Origin of the sequence: Pseudomonas sp. HMSC066A08 (assembly GCF_001813025.1) — a bacterium.
Taxonomy (GTDB): domain Bacteria; phylum Pseudomonadota; class Gammaproteobacteria; order Pseudomonadales; family Pseudomonadaceae; genus Pseudomonas; species Pseudomonas aeruginosa.
This window is the reverse complement of sequence record NZ_KV811300.1, coordinates 40,872-63,852: the sequence shown is the minus strand read 5'-3', so window position 1 is coordinate 63,852 and position 22,981 is coordinate 40,872. Positions and strand designations below refer to the sequence as shown.

Sequence of the window (22,981 nt, the reverse complement as noted above, 5' to 3'; positions counted from 1 at the left end):
GTTCGTCCTCCTTAGAAGGTGTAGGCCGCGCCGAGGTAGTAGAAGGCGCCGTTGAAGCTGATCTGCGAGGCATAGGTGTCGTACTGGTTGAAGCCGAGGTAGGCGCTCTCGGCCGGGAGCTTGTCGGGCTTCACGTCGAACAGATTGTTGGCCCCGGCGCTGAGGGTCAGGTTGCGGCTCGCCGCATAGCGCAGGGCAACGTCGGTGATGTACTTGGGCGAGTTCTCGAAGCGGTTGAAGACCGTGGTCGAATAGGCATGCTCGCCGGTGTAGTAGTCCAGTTCGGAAACCGTCTTGCTGTAGCGCGTTTCGCGCAGGGTCAGCCCCCAGCGCCGGTAGCTCCAGTCGGCCTGCAGGCTGACCTGGCTGCGCGGCGTGGAACTGGTGATCCAGGCCTGCTGCTGGTCGTTGAGCAGCGGCTGGCCGTTGCGCCCGCGATGGTTCCTGACCAGCTTCGAGCGATTGAAGTTGGCGCCCAGGCGCCAGTCGATCCGGCCCCACTCGCCGAGCCGGGTCAGGTAGCTGGCGGTGAGGTCGAGGCCGTGGGTACGGGTGTCGGCGCCGTTGGTCATGTAGTGGGTGCTGACCTGGGTCAGTCCGGCCGGGATGCTGATCCCGCCGGCGCGCAGCGCATCGATCGCCGGCTGTCCGGAATAGGTGGCACCGTCGACGATGCGGTCGCGGATCTCGATGCGATAGGCGTCGATGGCCAGGTTCAGGTCCGGCAAGGGATCGAGCACCAGGCCGAGGTTGTAGCTGATCGACTTTTCCGGCTCCAGGTCTTCGGCGCCGAGCAGCCTGGCCGCCGGCGAGTTGACCGCCAGCAGGCCGCTGGCGATGGTCGGCGAGACGCCCAGGCTGGTGTAGTTCTCCTGGGCCAGCGACGGCGCGCGGAAGCCGCTGCTGATACTGGCTCGCGCCGATACCTCGGGGCTGAAGCGGTAGCGGCTGGCGAGCTTGCCGTTGGTGGTGCTGCCGAAGTCGCTGTAGTGCTCGTAGCGCGCCGCCGTCTCCAGTTGCCAGCGCTCGTCGAGGGCGGTGGACAGGTCGAGATAGGCGCCGAGCACGTCGCGGCTCCACTGTCCGGCGGTGGCCGGCGCCTGCCCGGGGAGTGCCTTGGAACCGCCGTTGTAGTAGGACCAGGGGTCGCCGGCCTCGACCTCGTAGAGCTCGCGGCGCTGCTCCAGGCCCCAGGAGAAATTCAGCGGCGCCGGCAGCCAGGCGAGGTCGAAGTCGCGGCGCAGGTCGAGATTGTTGGTCCACTGGGTGGCCTTGTAGCGCGCCAGGTCGAAGGAGCGCGGCGAATCGCCGGTCTCGCCGTAGAGGGCGAGGTTGATCGAGTGGTCCATGCCGATCTCCGGGCGGTCGGCGCCGTAGGTCGAGCTGAGGTCCCAGTCCCAGGCGCCGAACAGCTCGCCGCCACGGGCGCCGAGGGTCAGCGAATAGTCGTCCTCGTCGCTGGTGATGCGCGGGGTGAAGCCGTTCGGATAGAGACGCGGCGCCAGGGACGGCAACTGGTAGATCTGCGCCGAGGACACCGAGCGATGGGTATAGGTGGCGAAGCTGTACAGCTCGACGTTGTCGTCCAGCGCCACGCCGGCGTTGTAGGCCAGCGCCTGGCGATGCAGCGAAGGGTCGCCGATGGACGGGTTGCCGTAGTGCCCGGTACGCTGGTCGATGCCGGCGCGGATGGTCCGCGCCTGTTCGCGGAACTGCGCGCTGAGGTTGAGGAAACCGCTCTCGCCGAAACGCAGGCCGCGATTCAGCCCACCGTTCTGGGTCAGGCCGTCGCCATCGCCGTAGCGACCGTTGTCGTAGGCGAGCCGGCCACCGTGGTCGGCCGACTTGAGGATGACGTTGATCACCCCGGCGATGGCGTCCGAGCCGTACTGCGCCGAGGCGCCGTCGCGCAGCACCTCGATGCGCTCGATGGCGGCGAGCGGGATGGTATCCAGGTCGACCCCGGTGGAGCCGCTCTGCAGCCCGCCGCTGACATTGATGTTGGCGGTCTCGTGACGGCGCTTGCCGTTCACCAGCACCAGCACGTGGTTGGGACTCAGGCCACGCAGCGATTGGGCGTTGGTCAGCGCCGAAGCGTTGTAGGCCTGGGCCTGGCGCGACAGCGAGGGCAGCAGGCGCACCAGGGCGTCGCGCAGGTCGCCGCTGCCACTGTCGCGCAATTGCTCGGCGCTGACCACGTCGATCGGTGCCAGGCTCTCGCCGGCCTTGACATCCGCCTTGCGGGTGCCGGTGACCACCACCGTGGCGAGGGTCCCGGCGGGCTTCGCCGCCGGCAGCGCGGCATCCGGCGCCGTGGCGCGTTGCAGGCTGAGCACGCCGGCGGCGCTGCGGCTGTATTCCAGGCCGCTGCCCTGCAAGGCCCGCTGCAGCGCCTGCTCGACGCTGTAGGAGCCCCGGATCGCCGGTGCCGGCAGGCCCTCCACCAGGTGCTGGTCGAAGGCGATCGGGGTGCGACTCTGGCGGACTATGCTCAGCAGTACCTGGGCCAGTTCGCCGGCCGGGATGTCGAAGCGCTGGATCTCGGCGCGGCTGGCGGCGCGGACCTCCTCTGCCGCCGACTCGCCGGGCTGGCCGAGGCAGGCCAGGCCGACCGCGCAGAGCACGGGGACGAGTCGAAGACGCGGCGAACGCGGGTTGGGCATGGTCGGTTCTTCCTTGAGCGGTTGCGGATGCCACCGAGTGCAATTGCCCGTAGCGATTTTCAGCCGCGCGGCAGACCGATTGCGCATAAGGTTATGCCTCGCCCTCCCGCGCCCGGCAGCGCCAGACGCTGACCGGGATTTCGTTGACCTGCCCGTCGGCCTGCATGCGCCGCTCGGCGATCCGCCCGAGACGGACGAAGAATTCCTCCAGGCGCGTCGCCGGCACCAGCGGTGCGAAATAGGTGCCGAAGGTGGCGGCGTGGAAACGCTGGTACTCGGCGGAGTCGGCGACACGCAGGACCGCCGGGCGGGAGACGATGGAGTCGACCTGGAAGTGTCGTTCGACGCGTTCGCGCAACGCCTCCCGGCCACGGGTGCGGGTGCCCATCGGCAGCAGCCCGGCTTCCGCGTAGAGCGCCGCCACCCGTTCCGGCGCGGCCAGGCCCATCTCGACCAGGGCCTGGGCGACCAGGTCGTCCTCGCCGCCGAGGCCATCCTCGGCGAACGGATGGTGCGAGGTGAACAGGAATACCCCCTGCGCCTCGAGGTGCCGCGCGGCCCACCGGAACAGCCGCTCTTCATCGGGATACAGCCAGTGCAGCACGGCGGTCATGCTGATCAGCTCGAAGCGTTCCGCCAGCGGCGGCAGGTCGAGCAGGTCGCCCTCCAGCAGACGCGCCTCGACCCCAGCCCCGCGCAACTGCGCGCGCGCCTGCTCCAGGCGCAGCGGCGAACGCTCGATGCCCCACAACCGTTGCAGGCCGGGCCAGCGCCGGGCGGCGCCGAGCAGCAGCGAACCGATGCCGCAGCCGAGATCGAGCAGGCTGCGCGGCTCGATGCCGGCGCGGTCGAGCACCCAGTCCTGGTCGCGACGTTGCAGCAGTTCGCTGGAATCCTGGTAGCCGTCCAGGCTGCGCGCCTGTTCAATGATCGCGTTCATGTACGCCTGCTCCTTGGTTGAGGCTGTCCGCCGTGATGGTCCATACGCAGCCGTGGCCTTGCGGCTCTTCGTAGAGCCGCCAGTCGGCGCGGCAATCGCTGGCGGCGACGAACGCCGACAGCAGCTTGGTGCAATAGGTGCAGGCCGACTCCAGGGTGATCGGCACGCCTCGGGCACGGGCGCGCTCGCGGTAGTCCCAGATCGCGCAGTGACGGTTGTGGAATACCGCGCGCCCGCCAGCCTCGGCCTGCACCTCGAAACGCGAACCGTAGAGCGCGGCCTGGCGTGCCAGACGGTCGGCGGCGCTGGCCGGATCGCCCCGCCCCGCCGGCTCCAGCGCGCGATAGATCCGCGCGGTGGCACGCGCCCAGTCGTCGAGCCGGTAATCCGCCGGGCGCGCGACGATGAACTGTTCGATCAGCGCCTGGGCGCGGAAGAACACCGCCTGCCAGGCTTCGGCGCGCAGGTCGTCGGTCGCCGGCAGATCGGCGAATATCCGCGCGCTGGTCGCCACCCAGTCCCCCAGGTCTTCGCGCCGATGGCACTCGGCGAGGTAGGCGGACATCGCCGCGTGCACCTCGAACACCCGCTGTCGCCAGAGCGTCGCCTGCGCCGCCGGATCGCGTTCGACGGCGCTCATCGGAGCGCCTCCCGGTGGCTGGCGAGAAACCCCAGCAGGTGCTCCAGCACCGCGTCCGGCGCGTCCTCGGGGAGCATGTGGCTGGCGCCGATGGCGGCGCCCTCGACCTGCCCGGCCCAGGTCTTCCAGATTTCCAGCGGATGCTGCCCGGCGGCGTAGGGGCGCTCCTGCCAGAGCACCTGGACCGGGCATTGCAGGCGCCGGCCGGCGTCGCGATCGGCCTGGTCGGCGTCGGCATCGACGCCCACCGCGGCCCGGTAGTCCTCGCACATCGCATGGCGCACGGCGGGATCGCGGAATGCCCGGCGGTAGCTTTCCAGCGCCTGCGGGTGGTAGATGTCGCGACCCTGGGCCATGCGTCGCAGGGTGTAGTCGAGGAAGTGCTGCGGATCGGCGCCGATCAGGCGCTCCGGCAGGTCGTACGGTTGGGCGAGGAGGAACCAGTGGTAGGCGTTGAGGGCGAAGGCCTTGTTCACCGCGGCCCAGTTGTCGAGGATCGGCACCACGGTCAGCGAGACGAAGGCCGCGACCGCTTGCGGATGGTCCAGCGCCAGGCGATAGCCGACCCGCGCGCCGCGGTCGTGGCCGATCACCGCGAAGCGTTCGAAGCCTAGCTGGCCCATCGTTTCCAGTTGGTCGCGGGCCAGCGCGGCCTTGGAATAGTCGGCGCCCTCCTCGTCCAGCGCCCGCGATTCGCCATAGCCACGCAGGTCGGCGAGGACCACGCTGTACTCCTCGGCCAGGCGCGGAGCGATGCGATGCCAGGCCAGGTGGGTCTGCGGATAGCCATGCAACAGCAGCAGCGGCGGGCCGCTGCCCTTCACGGCGACGCGGAGGCGCGCGGCGGAGGTGTGCAGGGTCAGGTAGTCGAAGCCGGGCAGCAACGGATCGGTATTCATGGGCGGCGCCTCACAGGATGATGCTGATGCGCCGCTGGGCGCTGATGGTCTCGTGGTCCAGGCGAATCTCCCGCGAGACGATGCGCAAGCCCTCGGGACCGTCGCGCAGGACATGACTGGCTTCGCCGACGAAGTTCCAGGCCTCGCGGTTGCGGAACTGATGGACGACGAAGTTGCTGCGGCTGCTGACCAGTTCGCCCTCGACCCGCTTCAGCCGCACGTTGCCCACCAGGCGGCGGGTGCGCGAGCGCGGCTGCTCCATCCAGGTATGCCCGCCGAGGATGCTGTCGACCCGCTCGCGCAGGCGCACGTGGTCGTCGTCGATGATGTACAGGCTGTCCTCCGGCGCCTGGCCGGCCAGTTGCTCCTGCAGGGGCAGCACCCGGTAGCGTGCGGCGCGCTCGAACAGCGCGAACCAGGTATCCAGCAGGCGGTCGTCGAGCAGCTCGGCTTCGGCGACGAGGAAATCGCTGACCCGCGCCAGCAGGTCGCTGTCGGGACGGGACAAGGCAAGGCTCATGAGTATCCTCCGGGAAGAAAGTGCCGCTCAGAGGCTGATGTCGACCCCATGGCGGGTCAGCCAACGGTCCAGGTTCAGCAGGTAGGCCAGGCCGGCGGTCGGGCTCGCCGAGGCACGCGGGCTGGGCAGCGGCGTGCCCTGTTCGAGAGCCTGGCGGACCCGCCCGGCGTCCACCAGTTCGAACAGCGGCGAGCGGCCGTCGTCGAGCAGGCGGCCGACCCGCTCGCGCAGCAGCGCCAGGTAGCGTGGATCGGGGTTGGCCGGGAAGCCGCTCTTGCGCCGCTCAAGGATCGCCTGCGGCAGGTGCCCGCGCAGGGCCCGGCGCAGCAGGCTCTTGCTTTCCCCGGCGACGCTCTTCAGCGCCCAGGGCAGGTTCCATACGTACTCCACCAGGCGGTGGTCGCAGAACGGCACGCGCACTTCCAGGCCGACCGCCATGCTCATCCGGTCCTTGCGTTCGAGCATCGCCGGCAGCCAGCGGCTCAGCGCCAGGTAGGCGACCTCGCGCTGGCGCCGCTGGGCGGCATCCTCGCCATCCAGCCGCGGCACTTCGGCAAGGGCCTCGCGGTAACGCGCCCGGATGTATTCCGGCGCCGCCACCCGTTCGGCGACCTCCCGCCGCAGCAGTTGCCAGGGCCCGCTCTTGCCGGCCAGCCAGGGGAAGCCGTCGTGTTCGAGTGCGCTCGGGTCGTGGAAGAACGGGTAGCCGCCGAACACCTCGTCGGCCGACTCGCCCGACAGCGCTACCGTGGTGTGCTCGCGGACCTGGCGGAACAGCAGGTAGAGCGAGGCGTCCAGCTCGCCCCAGCCGGGCAGGTCGCGGGCCTGGAGCACCGCCTCGTCCTGTTCCAGCACCTCTTCCGGGGCGACCAGCACGGTACGGTGTGGCGTACCGAGGAAGTTCGCCGCCAGCCGCGCATAGGGTTCGTCCCAACTGCTTTGCCAGGGCGTCGGGACGAAGCCGCGGCCTTCGCCGGGGAAGTCCACGGAGAAGGTCGGCAGGCGCCGCGCGTCGCCATCCAGCGCGGCCACCGCGAAGGCGCTGATGGCGCTGGAGTCGAGCCCGCCGGAAAGCAGGCTGCCCAGCGGGACGTCAGCCACCAGTTGCTCGGCCACTGCCTCGCGGAGCAACTGGCCGGCGCGTTCGGCGCTGTCCTCGGCGCCCTCTTCGTGACGTTCCGCGCGCAGCGCCCAGTAGACCAGCTCGCGCACACCCTTGCGGTCGAAGCGCAGCGCCTGGCCCGGCCGGACCTGGCGCAGGCCCTTGTACAGGCCGTGGCCGGGGGTCGGCGCGGTGGTCAGGGCGAACAGCTCGGCGATGCCGCTGGCGTCGAGCACCGGGTTGGCCTCGGGGTTGGCGAAGATCGCCTTGGGTTCCGAGGCGAACAGCACGCCTCCGGCGGTCGGGTAGTAGTACAGCGGCTTGACCCCGAAGCGATCGCGCACCAGCCACAGGCTCTGCTCGCGCTCGTCCCACAGGGCGAAGCCGTAGATGCCGCGGAGCCGGGCGAAGGAAGCCTCGCCCCATTGCAGATAGGCGCGCAGCACCACCTCGGTGTCCGAGCGGGTACGGAAGACCTGGCCCAGCGTCTCCAGCTCGGCGCGCAGCTCGCGGAAGTTGTAGACCTCGCCGCTGTAGGTCAGCGCCACCCGCCCGCCAGCCTCGGCAAGCATCGGTTGGGCGCCGTTCTCCAGGTCGATGATCGCCAGGCGCCGATGGCCGAGCAGCGCGTGCCGCGACAGCCACAGGCCTTCGGCGTCCGGCCCGCGCGGGGCCAGGGTACGGGTCATGCGTTCGAGGATGCTGCGCTGCTCGCCGAGGTCGCGGCTCCAGTCGGTCCAGCCGGTGATTCCACACATGGATGACGTTCCTTGCAGTGACCCTTTATTCCCCGCGTAGCCAGGGCGGCGCGCAGGGATCTGCAGGGAGCGATGGTTGAAGACGGCTCAGACGGCCACGGCGAGACGCCGCAGGGCAGCGGGTTGCTGCCCGAGCCGGCGGTTCCATTCGCGCCAGAAGCCGCGGTTCTGCTCCTCGTCGACGTGGCGGCGGGTTGCCGGCCCCATGCCGCGGGAAAAATCGCTGTAGCCGAGGGCAGTGTGGGCGTAGGCGCGCTGGCAGGATTCGAGGATCTCGACGTCGTCGGGGGTGCCGAAACCGCCCGGACCGATGAACGAGATCAGCCCATTGATCCGCGCCGCCCGCTCCTCGCGGGTCTCATCGGCGAAGCCGGCACCCCATACGGTGACGCTGACCTCATCGGCGGCGGTCGGGAAGAACGAGCGGATGTTCAGGCCGAGGATGTCGTTGATCACCAGGTTGGGAAAGATGAACAGGCTTTTGTTGGTGTGGGCGATGTCCTCTGCCCGCGCCTGCCCGAAGCGTTCCACCAGGCGTTCGAACTTGGCGGCGATGGACGGCTTGAGCGCTTCCGGGAACAGCGGGCTCCAGTAGGCGATCGGCCGTCCGGTGGACGGCGGGCCGCTGATGATCAGCGCGTGGCCGTTGCCCAGCGCCTCGCCGCGACCATGGCGCTTGTGCGACTCCGGATCGGTGCCGAGGGTATTCAGGTATTCCAGGTAGCGCTTGTGGGCGAACGGCAGGTGGTAGGCGTCCACGCCGTTTTCCGCGAGCAGCTTCCAGTTGGCCTTGATCGAATGCTCGAAGCCGCCGGGGATGATCTCCAGTTCCGCCTCGGACTGGTCGCAGATCAGGTCGATATAGTCCTTCGCCTGGCCCAGGTAGGTTTCCAGGGACGGTTGCCGGGCGGCGTAGTGGATGAACAGGAAGTTGCGGTAGACCGCGTGTTTCACCCGTGTCAGGGACAGCTCCGGATGGCATTGCCCGGCGTGCTGGTAGGCGCCCTTGTCCGGCAGGCCGATCAGGCTGCCGTGGCTGTCGTAGGTCCAGCCATGGTAGGGACAGGTGAAACGCTGGCTGTTGCCCTGGCGCTCGGCGCAGACCTTGGCCCCGCGGTGCGCGCAGGCGTTCAGGTAGACCGCCGGCTCGCCATCGGCGCGACGCTGGATGATCAGGTTGCGCCCGCCGACGTCGCGGGTGATGAAGTCGCCGGGCTCGCGCAGTTCGCTGAGGTGGGCGGCATACAGCCAGCTGTCGTCGAATATCTCGTGCAGTTCGCGCCGGTGCAGTTCCGCGGAAACATAGGCCTGGCGCCTGACCCGGAAGTAACTTGCGTCGTCGGTCTCGATATATTCACTCACCGCCTAACCTCCGTGTAACGTTGACAACCCGGCAACGGGGACGGAGGAAACCTAGCACGGGGAAAATCAATTCCGGCAGACTATTTATTCATTAGCTAATAACTCGTAACCCCATGAAAAAAGACAAAATAATTATTTCCCTCGACGACTGAAAATTCCTCCGTCTCATTGCACTCATGCTTTTATGAGGGGTCGCCCCGTTCAACTCTTCAGGTTCACCAGGTCGAGCAGGTCGGCACCGGCCTTGATCTCCTGCAGGACGATTTCCGAGCGGATATCGGTGACGCCGGCGGCGCGGTTCAGCTTGTTCACGATGAAGTCCGAATAGTGCTTGAGGTTGCGCGCCCGGACCCGTAGCACATAGTTGGTGGCGCCGGTCACCACATAGGCGGTGACCACCTCCGGCCAGTCCCGGACCCTGGCGATGAACGCCTCGTGCCAACCCTCGACGTCCTGGCGCAGCGACACATGGACGATGGCTTCCAGTTCCACACCCAGTCGCTCGGCATCCAGCTCCACCGAGTAGCCGCGGATGATCCCCTCGCTTTCCAGCAGGCGCAGCCTGCGCAGGCAGGCGGATGGCGAGAGGGAGACCTTCTCCGCCAGGTCCTGGTTGCTCATCCGCCCGTCCTGCTGAAGGTGACGGAGAATGCGCAGATCGATGGCGTCCAGGGACATGTGCAGTTCCTATCAGAATGAATAGCTATCTTCGAATTTTGTGCGAATAGATTGCCATGCGACCTTGCATTTCGCACGAAAATTCTCCGAAATCTCGTTCATTATCATTCGCTGGATTTCCGGAGAAAAACAATGACTTCGCTCCGCTACTGGGACATCAGTCCCGCCCTCGACCCGAGCACGCCGACCTGGCCCGGCGACACGCCGTTCCAGCAGGAATGGGCGGCGCGGCTGGACGAGCAGTGTCCGGTCAACGTCGGCCGGATCACCCTTTCGCCGCATACCGGCGCCCACGTCGACGGCCCGCTGCACTACCGCGCCGACGGCCTGCCCATCGGCCAGGTGCCGCTGGACGTCTACATGGGACCGTGCCGGGTGATCCACTGCATCGGCGCTAACCCGCTGGTGACCCCCGAACACCTCGCCGGCCAGCTCGACGACCTGCCCTCGCGGGTGCTGCTGCGGACCTTCGAACGGGTCCCGGCGAACTGGCCGGAAGGCTTCTGCGCTATCGCTCCGGTCACCATCGAGTGCCTCGCCGCGCGCGGCGTCAGGCTGGTCGGCATCGACACCCCGTCGCTCGACCCCCAGCACTCCAAGACCCTCGACGCCCACCACGCGGTGGGCCGCCACGGCATGGCGATTCTCGAAGGCGTGGTTCTCGACGACGTGCCCGCCGGCGACTACGAACTGCTCGCCCTGCCGCTGAAATTCACCCATCTCGATGCCAGCCCGGTGCGTGCCGTGCTGCGCGCCCTGCCAACCGCGGAGTAACCGATGACCACTCGTGACGACTGCCTGGCGCTCGACGCCGGCGATCCCCTGGCCGACCTGCGCCAACTGTTCGCCCTGCCCGACGGCGTGATCTACCTCGACGGCAACTCCCTCGGCGCCCGCCCCCGGGCCGCCGTGGAGCGCGCCGCCGAAGTGGTCGCCGCGGAATGGGGCGAGGGGCTCATCCGCAGCTGGAACAGCGCCGACTGGCGCGGCCTGCCGGAGCGCCTCGGCGACAAGCTGGCGCCCCTGATCGGCGCGCGCGCCGGCGAAGTGGTGATCACCGACACCACATCGATCAACCTGTTCAAGGTGCTCAGCGCCGCCCTGCGGATCCAGGAGGAAGAAGCGCCAGGGCGCAAGGTGATCGTTTCCGAATCGAGCAACTTCCCCACCGATCTGTACATCGCCGAGGGTCTTACCGACATGCTCCAGCGCGGCTACCGGCTACGCCTGGTGGATGACCCGGACCAATTGCCGGCGGCGATCGACGCGGATACCGCGGTGGTGATGCTCAGCCATGTCAACTACAAGACCGGCTACCTGCACGACATGCGCGAGGTCACCCGCCTGGTCCACGAAAACGGCGCCCTGGCGATCTGGGACCTGGCCCACTCGGCCGGCGCGCTGCCGCTGGACCTGCACGCGGCCGACGCCGACTACGCCATCGGCTGCACCTACAAGTACCTCAACGGCGGCCCCGGCTCGCCGGCCTACGTGTGGGTCGCGCCGCGCCTGCGCGAGCGCGTCTGGCAACCGCTGTCCGGCTGGTTCGGTCATTCCCGCCAGTTCGCCATGGAGCCGCGCTACCAGCCCGGCGAAGGCATCACCCGGTTCCTCTGCGGCACCCAGCCGATCACCTCGCTGGCCCTGGTCGAATGCGGCCTGGATATCTTCGCCCGGACCGACATGCAGCGCCTGCGCGACAAGTCGCTGGCCCTCGCCGACCTGTTCATCGAATTGGTGGAAAGCCGTTGCGAACGCTTCGGCCTGACCCTGGTGACCCCGCGCGAGCATGCCCGGCGCGGCAGCCATGTCAGCTTCGAGCATGCCCAGGGCTACGCCATCGTCCAGGCTCTGATCGACCGCGGGGTAATCGGCGACTACCGCGAGCCGGGCATCCTGCGCTTCGGCTTCACCCCGCTCTACACCCGCTTCGTCGAGGTCTGGGATGCGGTGCAGGCGTTGCTGGAAATCCTCCAGGGCGAAGCCTGGAAAGAGCCGCGCTACCAGGTCCGGCACAAGGTGACCTGAGTCCCCCCCGCGCGGGCCGCGCCGGTATTCCCGGGGCGGCCCGCGAGCACCCACCGCTCTCGCGCACAGGAGGCCGCGACCGGCACCCGCACATCGCCACCGACGTTCCCTCGGCAATTCATAAGAACCCCAATAAGATTCCAGAGGACATCCAGATGAACGACCCCCAGGGCTTCGAGGCCATCTCGCGCCGCGAACAGGGCCTGCAACGGCGGCTCTCGGCCGCGCAGATGAGCATGATCGCCATCGGCGGCGCCATCGGCACCGGCCTGTTCATGGGCAGCGCCTTCGCCATCGGTTTCGCCGGTCCCAGCGTCCTGCTCAGCTATGCCATCGGCGCGCTGATCACCCTGCTGCTGATGGGCTGCCTGGCGGAAATGACCGTGGCCCATGCCACCCCCGGCTCGTTCGGCGCCTTCGCCGAGCACTACGTCGGCCCGCTGGCCGGGTTCCTGGTGCGCTACGCCTACTGGGCGGCCATCGTCCTGGCGGTGGGCACCGAGGTCACGGCGGTAGCCATGTACATGAAGTACTGGTTCGCCGCTATCCCGGAATGGGTCTGGATCATCTCCTTCTCGACCCTGCTGATCGGCCTGAATGCCAGCAGCGTGAAAGCCTTCGGCAACTTCGAATACTGCTTCTCGACACTGAAGATCGCCGCCATCGTCGCCTTCATCCTGCTCGGCGCCTACCTGGTGTTCGGCTCCGCCAACCCGGCCTACGGCGTGCACAACTACAGCGCCCACGGCGGCTTCTTCCCGCACGGCCTGAAAGGCATGTGGATCGCCGTGGTGGTGTCGATCTTCAGTTATCTCAGCGTGGAGATGATCGCGGTCGCCGCCGCCGAGGCCGAGCACCCGGAACAGGCGGTGAAGTCGGCGTTTCGCTCGACCATCCTGCGCCTGGTGGTGTTCTACCTGCTGACCCTGGCGCTGATGCTCGCCATCGTCCCCTGGGACCAGGCCGGGCAGAGCCAGAGCCCGTTCGTCACGGTGATGCAGGCGATCGGCCTGCCCGGCGCCACCGGGGTGATGAACTTCGTGGTGCTGGTGGCCGCGCTGTCGGCGATGAACAGCCAGCTCTACATCACCACCCGGATGATGTTCAGCCTGTCGCGCGCGGGCCACGCGCCGAAGGGCCTCGGCGAACTGAGCCGCCAGGGCGTGCCGCTGAACGCGCTGCTGCTGTCGAGCGTCGGTATCGCCCTGGCGACCCTGCTCAACCTGGTCTATCCGGAGCAGTCGTTCACCCTGATGATGGCGGTGTCGATGTTCGGCGCCCTCTTCACCTGGCTGATGATCTTCTTCACCCACCTCTGCTTCCGCCGCCACCGCGCCCGCCATGGCGCCGCGCCGCTGGCCTTCCGCATGCGCCTGGCGCCCTGGTCGACATTGCTCGGCCTGGCGCTGATGGCGGCGATCCTGGTCACCACCTTCTTCACCGAGGCGTTCCGCATGACCCTGGTCTTCGGCGTGCCGTTCCTCGCGCTGCTCAGCGCACTCTACCTGGTCTTCGTCCGCAAGCCCGGCAGGGATTGTCCGATAGAGCGGGCAACGCCCTAGGCGCTCTCCGCCCTGCGAACCTGGCGCGCACGGCGAAGCCCGACCGGCGCGCCCTTTCCGGACCGGGCGGTTCCGTTTCCCATACCTTTTCCGTCGCACAAAAAGCATTACCCGCAGGCCGCCGCGACTCCGTAGCGTAGTGCCCAACCGGACGTTCCGGCTCGCGGCGCGCCGCGGCCGGCGCGCTCCCGTCAGGGACGAAGTGGCGGCACGCCCAGCCATCGAGCGCACTGCATCGCTCTGCCCTGTGGGGACGCAGACGTCGTCAGCCATGAGGGGAACACGATGCATCCGACCTTTTCGCGGGTCCTGCTGGCCGCCGCACTGGCCACCGCCGGCAACCCTGCCGTCGCCACCGAAATCCAGCTCGAGCAAGGCTGGAACGCCGAGCAGCGCGCCTCCTGGTACGACGCCTCGCTCGGTTCGCGGCTGCTGCCGCTGGCCTGGGCCCAGGCGCTGGAACGTCCGGACAGCGAGGAACGCCTGTTCTCCGAAGACAACGCCCGGCGCCTCGGCTTTCCCCTGCGCAACTGGCAAGGCGGCGAACTGCGCCTGCCGCGCGGCTTCGCCCTCGACCAGCAGGACGACAGCCTGTTCTCCGATACCCGCCTGCGCTGGAAGGCACGCCAGTCGTCCAGCGAACCCTGGGTCGGGCTGAATTGCGCCGGCTGCCACTCCACCGACATCAGTTACCGCGGCAGCGAACTGACCGTCGACGCCGGCGCCACCCTGGCCAACGTCCAGGCGATCTTCGACGAAGTGCTCGCCGCGCTGCGCCGCACCAGCGACGACGGCGACAAGTTCGCGCGCTTCGCCGGCAACGTCCTCGGCAGCGAGGACAGCCCGGCCAACCGCGACCTGCTGAAGGCCGCCCTGGTCAAGCGAGCGGCGCTGATCGACACCCTGCTGAGCATGTCCGCGACCGACCTGCAGCCCGGCCCGGGGCGCCTCGACGCCACCGGCCAGTCACTCAACCGCGCGGCAATCAACTCCGGCACCCGCCATCTGCAAGCGAACCCGACCGACGCGCCGACCAGCTTCCCGGCGCTGTGGCACACGTTGCAGATGGACAAGCTGCAATCCAGCGGATTCGTGCCCAACGTCAAGGTCCTCGACCTCAACGGCCAGGTCTTCGACCTCGGCTACCTGGCCGGCGACATCGGCGTGGTCCAGGGCGACTACGGCGACGTGGTCAGCCATCCGCTGTCCGGCCTGGAGGGCTATATATCGAGCATCCGCGTGGACAACCTGACCCGTGTCGAGGGCCTGATCCACAAGCTCAAGGCGCCGGCCTGGCCGAGCCAGCTGTTCGGCGCCCCGGACAGCGCCAGGCTGGCCCAGGGCAAGCGCCTCTACGAGGAGAACTGCGCGGCCTGCCATGCGAGCATCGGCCGCGACGACCTGCAAACCCCGATCAAGGTCCGCCAGGTGCGCCTGAAGGCCCATGGCGACGACGCGCCGATCGGCACCGACCCGTGGATGGCCTGCAACACCTTCACCTTCAGCAGCCCCAGCGGCAACTACTTCGGCCTGTTCCGGCCGTCCCTCGGCACCCCCAGCGGCGTCGGCATCGTCGGGCGGACTTCGAAGATCGCCGACATGCAGGTTCCCGAGGTGTTCCAGATCATGCTCGGCAAGAAAGGCCAACTGGCCGACGGCATCGCCGAGATCATCCACGCCATCGTCACCGGGCAGCAGACCCTGCCCGGCTCCGACAGCCTGCAAGCGGTGCCCGCCGGACAATTGCTGCTGGCCGGCGCCGGCCCGGCCGACAGCCAGGCGCAGAGCCTCGCCGCCGGCGAAGCCCCCACCGACAAGAGTGCGCGCAAGGACTACTGCCTGAATACCGAGCATCCATTCCTCGGCTACATCGCTCGCCCGCTGAACGGCATCTGGGCCACCGCACCCTACCTGCACAACGGTTCGGTGCCGTCGCTGTACGACCTGCTGCTGCCCCAGGAGCAACGGCCGGCCACCTTCTACACCGGCAGCCACGAGTTCGATCCGAGCCGGGTCGGTTACCTCACCGCGCCCGGCCCGGACAACGCCTTCCTCTTCGACACCCACCTGGAAGGCAACTCCAACGCCGGCCACGATTTCGCCCGCAATTACGACGAAAGCCAGCGCCTGGCGCTGCTCGAATACCTCAAGACCCTGTGAGCCGGCCCCGCACACATGCCCAATAGAGAGAACCGCCCGATGCCCCTATCGCGACTCAGCCTTGCCATCCTTTCCGTCCTCGCCGGCGCCCCGGCATTCGCCGACGACAGCGGCGTCGACCTCGACCAGGGCTGGAACCAGACCCAGAAGACCGCCTGGCTGGAAGCCGGCCAGGGCTCGCGGATGCTGCCGCTGGCCTGGCTGGTGGCGCTGGAGCAGCGCGCCAGCGAAGAACCGCTGATGTCCGACGCGCTGATCCGCCAGTACGGCTATGTCCCGCACACCCTCGGCGGCTCCGGCGTGAAGGTGGTGCAGGGCTACGCGGTCGACCGCAGCGACGACAGCGACCTGACCTTCACCAAGCTGCGCTGGAAAGCCCTGCAGGGCTCCAGGGAACCCTGGGTCGGACCGACCTGCAGCATGTGCCACACCTCGCACATCAGCTACCAGGGCACCCAGTTGACCGTCTACGGCGGGCAGACCATGGGCGACCTCGCCGGCTTCCAGCTGGAGATCCTCGGCGCCCTGCAGAGCACCCGCGCAGACACCGCCAAGTTCGAGCGCTTCGCCCGCAAGGTGCTCGGCGCCGATGGCCTGGTCAGCGGCTACAACGACGCCAACAAGGCACGCCTGCAGGCCGCCCTGGACGCCACCCTCGTGCGCCTGCGCGACGGCTCGCACTTCAACCTGCCGCACGATCCCGAGTTCGGCCCGGGCCGCCTGGACGCCATCGGTTCGATCTTCAACTCGGTGGGCTACGAACTGCATGCCGACGAGCAGATCTACGGCGCCGAGGACGCCCCCGTGAGCTATCCGTTCCTGTGGAACGTACCGCAGCTGGACCGCGTGCAGTGGACCGGCTTCAACCCGAACCACATCAACGTGGTCGACATCGACAACCGCAAGTTCGACGTCGGCGCCCTGGCGCGCAACGCCGGCGAGGCGGTCGGGGTATTCGCCGACGTCAAGGTGCTCAGCCCGATCCAGTCGGCGCTGCACATCGGCTACCCGTCGAGCATCAACGTCGACAACCTGATCCGCATCGAAGACCAGCTCGGCCAGTTGAAACCGCCGGCCTGGCCGAACCCGCTGTTCGGCGCCCCGGAGCCGACCAGGGTCGCCGAGGGCCGCGAGCTGTACCGGCAACATTGCGCCAGCTGCCACACGCCGCTGGACCGCAACGACCTGCAGACCCCGGTGAAGACCGTGCTCACCCACCTGCAGGCGCGTGGCGAGGTCGCGCCGATCGGTACCGACCCGTGGACCGCCTGCAACAGCATCGCCCAACTGAAGACCGGCTACGTGCGCGGCAAGCCCTACCTGTCCTTCGTCGGCACCGGCCAGCGCGGTTTCTACGGCAAGCAGGCCTATGCGGTGGACGTGCTCCAGGAAGTGGTGGTCCAGGCCCTGGCCGCGCGCGGCCTGAGCATCGCCCTGGGTGCCTTCCAGACCGCCGCCCTGGGCATCTTCGACGGGCAGTTGCCGCCGCTGATCAGTCCGGTCCCGGACAGCCCCGACGCCGGCAGCGCCGAAGCGACCGCCGCGGACGCGCCAGGCGCCCTGCTCCTGGCCGAAAACGTCACGGCCGGCAGCGACAAGGCCCGGCGCCTGGAGCAGTGCCTGGCGATGACCAGCGACCTGATGGCCTACAAGGCGCGCCCGCTGAACGGTATCTGGGCCAGCCCGCCCTACCTGCACAACGGCTCGGTGGCGACCCTCTACGACCTGCTGCTGCCGCCGGACCTGCGGCCGCGGACCTTCTATACCGGCAGCGTCGAGTTCGACCCGGTCAACGTCGGCTACATCACCGACGCCGGCGGCGACAACCGCTTCCTCTTCGACAGCGGCAAGCCGGGCAACGCCAATGGCGGCCACGACTACGGCAACGCGCAGTTCAACGAGCAGCAGCGCCGCGCCGATCAGCAGGACGTACCAGGGTGCGCGGTGTCCCGGCAGCACGGTGTTGATCGCGTCGGTGGCGAGGATCACGTTGAACACGTTGAAGCCGATATAGACGAAGACCACCGCGGCGAACGGCACGATGGCCCCGCGCAGGCCGAACTGGGCACGCGACTGGATCATCTGCGGCAAGCCCATGCGCGGGCCCTGGTTGGCATGGAAGGCCATGAAGAAGGTGCCGAAGCAGACGCCGAGGACGATCGCCAGGATCGAGTACAGCGCCCCCAGGCCGAGGGCCGGCCCGGTGAAGCCGGTGACCATGGTGGTGAGTACGAAATTGCCGGTGAACCAGAACGGCGCCTGGTGCCAGACCTTGCCGTGACGCTCGTGGCGGGGAACGTAATCGATCGAACGCACTTCGATCTTCGGGCGTGACGCCTCGTTGTTATTGCTCATGTGGCTTCCTCGTCATTCTTGTTATCGCTCGCCGGAAGCAGGCATTCCGGCCGGCGGCCCTGGCACAAGGCCATGGGAAGGACGGAGTGTCGGCAAGCGAAGACGGGAAGGGAATCAGTCAGGTCAAATAATCAGTTCAGCATTTTCTGAACCATACGCAGGGCGTTCGCTGGACCGAGGGCCGCCGAGGCACCGCGTGCTCCCTTCTGACGCCCACTCAAGGCCGGCGCGCAGCATGGCCTTCGGCGGAAACCTGTGGCGCCTGGGTCTGCCCCGTCTCGTGCTCCAGCAGATCGCGCAGGCGCCGCGCATCCAGTGGCCGGCTGAGCAGGAACCCTTGCAATTCGTGGCATTGCTCGTCGCGCAGGATATGCATCTGCCCTTCGGTCTCCACGCCCTCGGCGGTGACCCGCAGGTTCAGGGCGTTGCCGAGATTGATGATGGCCTGCACGATCGAACGGTCGCGCCCGGTCTTCTCCATGCTGGCGACGAAGCGCTTGTCGATCTTGATGCTGTCGAAGGGATAGGTGCGCAGGTAGCCGAGCGAGGAATAGCCGGTACCGAAATCGTCCATGTTGAGGCGGACGCCCAGTTCCTTGAGGGCCGTCATGGTCCGCAGCGCGCCGTCGACATCGTTGAGCATGACGTTCTCGGTGACCTCCAGCTCCAGCCGGCGGGCATCCAGGCGGGCCAGGCGCAGCGCCTCGCGCACCTGCCAGACGATATCGCCGGTCATGAACTGCGCCGGCGACACGTTCACCGAGACCATCACCTCGCCTGGCCAGGTGGCGGCGGTGGCGCAGGCCTCGCGCAGCACCCAGTTGCCGATCTGCACGATCAGGTCGCTTTCTTCCGCCAGGCCGATGAACTCGTCCGGGCCGATCAGTCCGCGGCGCGGATGGTTCCAGCGGATCAGCGCCTCCGCCGAGGCGATCGTCTGCTCCTGCGCCAGGAAGCGCGGCTGGTAGTACAACTCGAACTCGCCGTTCTGCAAGGCGGCGCGCAATTCGGTCTCGCGCTGCTTCTTCTCGGCGAGATGGGAGTCCATCGCTTCCAGGTAGAAACGCCAGGTATTGCGCCCCGCGGCCTTGGCCTCGTACATCGCCACGTCGGCGCAACGCAGCAGGCCGCGCGGGTCGCCGCCGTGCTCCGGCGCCAGGGCCACGCCGATGCTGGCGCCGACATGGAAGCTGTGCCCTTCGTAGGCGATCTCGCGGTTGATCACTTCGATCAGCCGGCTACAGAACTTCTCGATTTCCAGCTTCGACGACACGTGGGTACTGACCACCACGAACTCGTCGCCGCCGAGCCGGGCAACCATGTCCTGGTCGCGGGTCGAGGCGCGCAGCCGTTCGGCGATGGCGTAGAGCACCGCGTCGCCTGCCGGATGGCCGTGCTGGTCGTTGATCGGCTTGAAGCGGTCGAGGTCGAGCATCAGTACCGCTAGCGGCGACTTGCCAGCCTTTTCCGCCAGCAGGCGTTCGAGGAACTGGAACAGCTTGTTGCGGTTCGGCAGGCCGGTCAGGGCATCGTGCAGGGACAAATGCTGGATCTTCGCATGGGCTTCGACTTCGTCGGTGATGTCGGCCGCCGTGCCGCGATAGCCGCTGGCGACGCCGTTGCGGATCGCGCTGGCGCTCAGCTTGCCGATCCGCGCCTGGCCCTGGCTGTCGCGGAAAGCGCAGACCAGGCTGGACGGCGCACCGGCGTCGGGCAGTCCTTCCAGCCACTTGACGATGTTCACCGTATCGCTATCCAGCAACTCGTCCAGCCGCCGCCCGATCCAGGCCTCCGGCTGGTAGCCGGTGACGTCGCGGAAGCGCACGGAGAGATAGGTGAAGACGCAATGCCCGTCGACTTCCCAGATCCAGTCCGAGGCCGCCTCGGCTATCGACTTGAAACGCTCCTCGCTGGCCAGCAGGGCCTGGTTGCTGCGTTTCAGGACCTTCTGCTGGCGATCCACCGCGCGAGCGTTGAGCACGGCGCTGCGGCTCAGCCAGAACAGCAGCCCGGCGGCGAGCACGAAGATTCCCAGCAGCGGCAACGCGGTCTCCCGCAGCATGGCGCTACCCGGACGCGACGACACCCAGGCCAGGCGATGGGGAGTGCCTTCCAGGGCGAGGCTATCCTTGTCGCCCGCCGCACCGCCGGCCAGCAGGTGCAGGTTGGCAATGCCGTAGTCGCCACCGAGCTTGGCCAGCTTTTCCGGGGTCAGTCGGTCGACGAAGGCCAGTACCGAGGCCTTGGCCAGGTCGATGGGCGCATGATCGCTGGTGGGCTTGATCGCCGAGGCGACCAGGATCGCCGGTGCGCCGTCGAAGTCGACGTAGCGGCTGATCGCCGCTTCGTCCACCGCGGCACGGCGTGCGGAGCGGAGGATGTCCCCGGTGTCGGCGTTCAGCAAGTCGGCCAGCGAGCGTTCGGAAAGCTCGCCCTCGAGCATGGCGTAGCGAGTGCCACGGTCGTCGATGACGAAGACGCCGTCGTAGCCGTTGGTGGTGTAAAGCACCGAGCCGAGGTTGTTCTTGGTGAAGGCCCAGTCCACGTCGATCCGGCTTCCCAGATAGACGTAGGCGTCGGTCCAGAAGGAATAGGTGGTGGAGAACTGCTCGGAATTTTCCCGACGATTTTGCAGCGCCTTTTCTACATAGAAATGGCTCTGCTCGATGGCGATGTCGTCCTGGTGCCTGGCGATGTGCAGGATCGCCCAGCCGCATGCACCGAGGGCGAGGAAAAGGGCGGCCAGGAACATTAGGAGATGCTTGGAGACCTGGGAGACTGCGGTACCGCTGGCAATCGCTGAAGCAAGCATCGATTCGCCATCCTTGTGACCGTATAAGTGCGGGCCTTGGTCACTGTCTTATAGTTAAGCATCCAGGGGGCGTCAAAGACCGCGCTTGGCAAGCGCATCGGCGCCGAAGATGCGGCTGCCTCTCCCGGAAAGGCGCGCGCCGCCGCTGGCCTCGGCGGCGCGCGGCGGCTCTCAGCGGCCCTGCCTGGCGACGATCGCCTCGGCCACGCTGGCCGGTACCTCGGCATAGCGGACGAACTCCATCGAGTAGCTCGCGCGCCCCTGGGACATCGAGCGCACGTCGGTGGCATAGCCGAACATTTCGCCCAGCGGGACCTCGGCACGGATCACCTTGCCCGCCGGGGTATCCTCCATGCCCTGGATCAGGCCACGCCGGCGGTTGAGGTCGCCCATCACGTCGCCCATGTAGTCCTCCGGGGTCACCACTTCGACCTTCATCACCGGCTCCAGGAGCACCGCTCCGCCCTTCTGCGAGAGTTGCTTGGTGGCCATCGAGGCGGCGATCTTGAACGCCATCTCGCTGGAGTCGACGTCATGGTAGGAGCCGTCGTACACCGTCGCCTTCAGGCCGATCAGCGGGTAGCCGGCGAGCACGCCGTTCTGCATCTGGTCCTCGATGCCCTTCTGGATCGCCGGGATGAACTCGCGGGGAATCACCCCGCCGACCACCTCGTTGTGGAACTCCAGGCCTTCCTGCCCCTCGTCGGCCGGAGCGAAGCGGATCCAGCAATGGCCGAACTGGCCGCGGCCGCCGGACTGGCGGACGAACTTGCCCTCGATCTCGCAGGTGTTGCGGATGGTCTCGCGATAGGCCACCTGCGGCTTGCCGATATTGGCTTCGACGCCGAACTCGCGGCGCATGCGGTCGACGATGATGTCCAGGTGCAACTCGCCCATCCCGGAAATGATGGTTTGCGCGGTCTCCTCGTCGGTCTTCACGCGGAACGACGGGTCTTCCTGGGCTAGCTTGCTCAGGGCGATGCCCATCTTCTCCTGGTCGGCCTTGGTCTTCGGTTCCACCGCCACCGAGATCACCGGATCGGGGAAGTCCATCCGTTCGAGGATGATCGGCTTGTCGATGGCGCACAGGGTGTCGCCGGTGGTCACGTCCTTCATGCCGATCAGCGCGGCGATGTCGCCGGCCCGCACTTCCTTGATCTCGTCGCGCTGGTTGGCGTGCATCTGCACCATCCGCCCGACCCGCTCCTTCTTGCCTTTCACCGAGTTGAGCACCGCGTCGCCGGAAGTCAGCACCCCGGAATACACACGGGCGAAGGTCAGGGTGCCGACGAAGGGGTCGGTGGCGATCTTGAACGCCAGCGCCGAGAACGGCTCGTCGTCGTCCGCATGGCGCTCGTCGTGCTTCTCTTCGTCGTCCGGGTCGGTGCCCCTGATCGCCGGGATTTCCGACGGAGCCGGGAGATAGTCGATCACCGCGTCGAGCACCAGCGGCACGCCCTTGTTCTTGAACGAGGAGCCGAGCACCGCCGGTACGATCTGGTTGGCCAGGGTCCGCTGGCGCAGCCCGGCCTTGATCTCCTCGATGCTCAGTTCCTCGCCTTCCAGATACTTGTTCATCAGTTCGTCGTTGGCCTCGGCGGCGGCCTCGACCATGTGCGCCCGCCACTCCTCGGCCAGCGCCCGCAGCTCCGCCGGGATCTCCTCCTCGCGGTAGCTGGTGCCCTGGTCGGCATCGTTCCAGTAGATGGCCTTCATCTTCACCAGGTCGATCTGCCCGCTGAAGTTCTCCTCCGCGCCGATCGCCAGCTGGATCGGCACCGGGACATGGCCCAGGCGTTGCTTGATCTGCGCGACCACACGGAGGAAATCGGCACCCTGGCGGTCCATCTTGTTCACGTACGCCAGGCGCGGCACATGGTACTTGTTGGCCTGGCGCCAGACCGTCTCGGACTGTGGCTCGACTCCGTCGGCGCCGCTGAACACCACCACCGCGCCATCGAGCACGCGCAGCGAGCGCTCCACCTCGATGGTGAAGTCGACGTGGCCGGGAGTGTCGATGATGTTGAAGCGATAGCGGTGCGGGAACTGCTTGGTCGAGCCCTGCCAGAAGGCCGTGGTCGCCGCCGAGGTGATGGTGATGCCGCGCTCCTGCTCCTGGACCATCCAGTCCATGGTCGCCGCGCCGTCATGGACCTCGCCCATCTTGTGGTTGACGCCGGTATAGAAGAGGATCCGCTCGGTCGTCGTGGTCTTGCCGGCGTCGACGTGGGCGACGATGCCGATGTTGCGATAAAGCTCGATGGGAGTGGTGCGAGCCATGATCTGCCCCTTGGGTGCTGCCCTGGATGATGGGAACGACTGCTGAAAGAAAAATGTAGCTGAAGAAAGGACGCCGCAGCAGCGCCGCGACGCCTGCTTTTCGACCTCGGCGGAGGGTACTGGTTCTGCCGCTCCGGCCCGCCGACGAAAGGCGCGACGGCATGGCTTCTTCCCAGCGGACATAAACTCATGGCGCAAAGGTCTAAGCCGACCCTGGAAAAT

At 67.6% G+C, this 22,981-nt stretch carries 14 protein-coding genes and 2 pseudogenes; 5 read left to right on the top strand and 11 right to left on the bottom strand.

Going from position 1 to position 22,981, the window contains the following annotated elements; genetic code table 11:
- Window positions 1-11 precede the first annotated feature (11 nt).
- The 8 genes from HMPREF2886_RS16115 to kynR form a co-directional block, all read right to left on the bottom strand.
- Window positions 12-2,663 carry a TonB-dependent receptor gene (locus HMPREF2886_RS16115; protein ID WP_070747821.1) on the bottom strand — a complete coding sequence of 884 codons (2,652 nt, stop codon included), beginning with the start codon at window positions 2,661-2,663 and terminating at the stop codon, window positions 12-14.
- 91 nt (window positions 2,664-2,754) lie between these two features.
- Window positions 2,755-3,603 carry a class I SAM-dependent methyltransferase gene (locus HMPREF2886_RS16110; protein ID WP_033970853.1) on the bottom strand — a complete coding sequence of 283 codons (849 nt, stop codon included), beginning with the start codon at window positions 3,601-3,603 and terminating at the stop codon, window positions 2,755-2,757.
- A complete protein-coding gene (locus HMPREF2886_RS16105; RefSeq protein WP_033970851.1) occupies window positions 3,587-4,243 on the bottom strand; it encodes a hypothetical protein in 657 nt (218 codons plus the stop codon). The genes HMPREF2886_RS16110 and HMPREF2886_RS16105 overlap by 17 nt, the downstream gene beginning before the upstream one ends.
- A complete protein-coding gene (locus HMPREF2886_RS16100; protein WP_033970850.1) occupies window positions 4,240-5,142 on the bottom strand; it encodes an alpha/beta fold hydrolase in 903 nt (300 codons plus the stop codon). Before HMPREF2886_RS16100 ends, HMPREF2886_RS16105 begins: the two co-directional genes overlap by 4 nt.
- Before the next feature lie 10 nt (window positions 5,143-5,152).
- The gene (locus HMPREF2886_RS16095) at window positions 5,153-5,662 is read right to left on the bottom strand and encodes an aromatic-ring-hydroxylating dioxygenase subunit beta (protein WP_003088783.1); all 510 of its coding nucleotides are present in this window, start codon (window positions 5,660-5,662) and stop codon (window positions 5,153-5,155) included.
- Window positions 5,663-5,689: 27 nt separating this feature from the next.
- Window positions 5,690-7,522 (bottom strand): asparagine synthase (glutamine-hydrolyzing), encoded by a 1,833-nt coding sequence (asnB, locus tag HMPREF2886_RS16090; RefSeq protein WP_033970848.1) that lies wholly within the window; start codon window positions 7,520-7,522, stop codon window positions 5,690-5,692.
- 87 nt (window positions 7,523-7,609) lie between these two features.
- Entirely contained in the window at window positions 7,610-8,884 is a 1,275-nt protein-coding gene (locus HMPREF2886_RS16085) for an aromatic ring-hydroxylating oxygenase subunit alpha (RefSeq protein ID WP_033977874.1), read from the bottom strand.
- Window positions 8,885-9,085: 201 nt separating this feature from the next.
- Window positions 9,086-9,562 carry a kynurenine pathway transcriptional regulator KynR gene (kynR, locus tag HMPREF2886_RS16080; protein ID WP_003088777.1) on the bottom strand — a complete coding sequence of 159 codons (477 nt, stop codon included), beginning with the start codon at window positions 9,560-9,562 and terminating at the stop codon, window positions 9,086-9,088.
- Between the two features lie 132 nt (window positions 9,563-9,694).
- Between kynR and kynB the strand changes: the two genes are divergently transcribed.
- The 5 genes and pseudogenes from kynB to HMPREF2886_RS35015 form a co-directional block, all read left to right on the top strand.
- The gene (kynB, locus tag HMPREF2886_RS16075) at window positions 9,695-10,336 is read left to right on the top strand and encodes a kynurenine formamidase KynB (protein WP_033970843.1); all 642 of its coding nucleotides are present in this window, start codon (window positions 9,695-9,697) and stop codon (window positions 10,334-10,336) included.
- A 3-nt stretch (window positions 10,337-10,339) separates the two neighbouring features.
- Window positions 10,340-11,590: a kynureninase gene (kynU, locus tag HMPREF2886_RS16070; protein WP_033970841.1), complete on the top strand. Its 1,251-nt coding sequence runs from the start codon at window positions 10,340-10,342 to the stop codon at window positions 11,588-11,590.
- Between the two features lie 155 nt (window positions 11,591-11,745).
- A complete protein-coding gene (locus HMPREF2886_RS16065; protein WP_039026814.1) occupies window positions 11,746-13,152 on the top strand; it encodes an amino acid permease in 1,407 nt (468 codons plus the stop codon).
- 285 nt (window positions 13,153-13,437) lie between these two features.
- The gene (locus HMPREF2886_RS16060; protein WP_033970836.1) at window positions 13,438-15,312 is read left to right on the top strand and encodes a (7S,10S)-hydroperoxide diol synthase; all 1,875 of its coding nucleotides are present in this window, start codon (window positions 13,438-13,440) and stop codon (window positions 15,310-15,312) included.
- A 39-nt stretch (window positions 15,313-15,351) separates the two neighbouring features.
- Window positions 15,352-17,229, top strand: a pseudogene (locus HMPREF2886_RS35015) (10S-dioxygenase); the annotation flags it as partial.
- Here HMPREF2886_RS35015 and HMPREF2886_RS33365 read toward each other — a convergent pair.
- The 3 genes and pseudogenes from HMPREF2886_RS33365 to fusA form a co-directional block, all read right to left on the bottom strand.
- Window positions 17,125-17,667, bottom strand: a pseudogene (locus tag HMPREF2886_RS33365) (cytosine permease); the annotation flags it as partial. The pseudogenes HMPREF2886_RS35015 and HMPREF2886_RS33365 overlap by 105 nt on opposite strands.
- Before the next feature lie 217 nt (window positions 17,668-17,884).
- Entirely contained in the window at window positions 17,885-20,479 is a 2,595-nt protein-coding gene (locus HMPREF2886_RS16050; protein WP_070747818.1) for a bifunctional diguanylate cyclase/phosphodiesterase, read from the bottom strand.
- A gap of 171 nt (window positions 20,480-20,650) precedes the next feature.
- A complete protein-coding gene (gene fusA / locus HMPREF2886_RS16045) occupies window positions 20,651-22,759 on the bottom strand; it encodes an elongation factor G (RefSeq protein ID WP_003118529.1) in 2,109 nt (702 codons plus the stop codon).
- Window positions 22,760-22,981: the final 222 nt, after the last annotated feature.